Source organism: Komagataeibacter kakiaceti JCM 25156, from assembly GCF_000613305.1.
In genome coordinates this window covers 1-1,634 of record NZ_BAIO01000508.1, presented here as the reverse complement: position 1 = coordinate 1,634, position 1,634 = coordinate 1, and the positions used below count along the sequence as shown (strand labels likewise).

Annotated in this window: 3 protein-coding genes; 2 read left to right on the top strand and 1 reads right to left on the bottom strand. The window is 65.3% G+C overall.

Annotated features, from left to right (window positions below):
* On the top strand, positions 1–379 hold a 379-nt coding region (locus JCM25156_RS15965; protein ID WP_025813885.1), incomplete at its 5' end, for an MFS transporter.
* 77 nt (positions 380–456) lie between these two features.
* Here JCM25156_RS15965 and JCM25156_RS15960 read toward each other — a convergent pair.
* On the bottom strand, positions 457–1,065 hold the full coding sequence (locus JCM25156_RS15960; RefSeq protein ID WP_025813884.1) for a superoxide dismutase: 609 nt from the start codon (positions 1,063–1,065) through the stop codon (positions 457–459).
* Between the two features lie 129 nt (positions 1,066–1,194).
* Between JCM25156_RS15960 and JCM25156_RS15950 the strand changes: the two genes are divergently transcribed.
* Positions 1,195–1,634 (top strand): squalene/phytoene synthase family protein (locus JCM25156_RS15950; RefSeq protein ID WP_025813882.1); only part of this gene is annotated, 440 nt, incomplete at its 3' end.

Sequence of the window (1,634 nt, the reverse complement as noted above, 5' to 3'; positions counted from 1 at the left end):
GGCCCACGGCGGGCATGCGTGTTCATCGGCGGTTCATGCTGGTGTTCGTCGCGGCGTTCGCGTTTTCGGCGGGGCCGCTGGCCTGGCTGCTCTGCGCGAGATCCTGCCCCTGCGCGGGCGTGAATTCGGCATGGCCTGCTCCACCTGCGCCAACTGGGTTGCGAACATGCTGGTCAGCATCACGTTCCTGACCGGGGTTGAGGTGCTGGGGGTGGGGCGTGTCATGTGGGGCTATGCGACGCTGAACGCGCTGTGCATGCTGCTGGCGCTGCGCTGCGTGCCCGAAACACGCGGCATGACGCTGGAACAGATCGAGGCGGAACTCATGCGCGGCACGCCGCTGCGCGCGCTGGGCCAGCCCATCCGGCAGGGGCGATAGCCGGACCAGCCGTGGCGATGGATACAAAAAAACCCGGCGCAGCGCCGGGTTTTTCCGTATCTGGCCTGAAGGGCTGATCAGGCGGACTGGAGCTGGGCTTCGGCGAACTCGTAGTTGGCCAGCTTGTCCAGGTAGTTGACGATGTAGTCGGGGCGACGGTTGCGGAAGTCGAGGTAGTAGGAGTGCTCCCACACATCCAGACCCAGCAGCACCTTGCCATGGCCTTCGGCCAGCGGGTTGGAGCCGTTGCCGGTCTTGGTCACCTTCAGCTTGCCATCGGAGGCCAGCACCAGCCAGGCCCAGCCGGAACCGAACTGCGACGCGGCGGCGGCCTTGAAGTCGGCCTTGAACTTCTCGATGCTGCCGAAATCCTCGACCAGCTTCTTGGACAGGGAATCCGGGATCGCCCCGCCCTTGGGGGAGAGGTTGTGCCAGAACAGGATGTGGTTCCAGTGCTGGCCCGCGTTGTTGAACACGGGGGCGAGGTCGGGCTTGCCCTTGACCATGAGGATGATTTCCTCAAGCGACTTGCCCTGAAGTTCCGGCTTGGATTCGACAAAGCCGTTCAGTGCCGTCACATAGGCCTGATGATGCTTGTCGTGATGAAGTTCCAGCGTTTCCTGGCACATGCCACGGTTGGCAAGCGCATTATAGGCGAAGGGCAGGGACGGCAATTCGAAAGCCATGAACATTCTCCTGAAAACTGCAAGGGGCGGCGCGTGGCCGCCATATACAAATTGCTATGGGTGCGGAGCAGGTGCGTCAAGTGACGGACAGATGAGCGCGCCCCTCCATTACCTTCCGGCCCAAACGCCATGACCGGGCACATGGATGCATCCCGATCCGGTGCACCGGGCCTTTCCATCATGCGCGCGGCGCGCCGGGCCGACCCGGATCGCTTCTTCTGCGCGCTGTTCCTGCCGCCGCCCGCGCGTGAGGCGGCGATGGTGCTGATCGCCTTCAACCATGAGTGCACGCGGGCGGTGGCGACATCGGCGTCGTGGTCCGTCGCCGGCCCCATGGCCGGGCTGATCCGCCTGCAATGGTGGCGCGACGTGCTGGAAAGCGGCAACCCGCACCGCCACGATACGGCGGTGGCGTTGCTGGACCTGCTGGCGCGCGGGGTGGTCCCCCACGCGGTGGTGGAGGGCATCATTACCGCACGGGAATGTGAACTGGAGGGCTTGCCCGACCAGCCCGCCTGGCAGGCCACCATGCTGGAGGGCGCGGGCGGCATGCAGGTCGCCATGGCGCG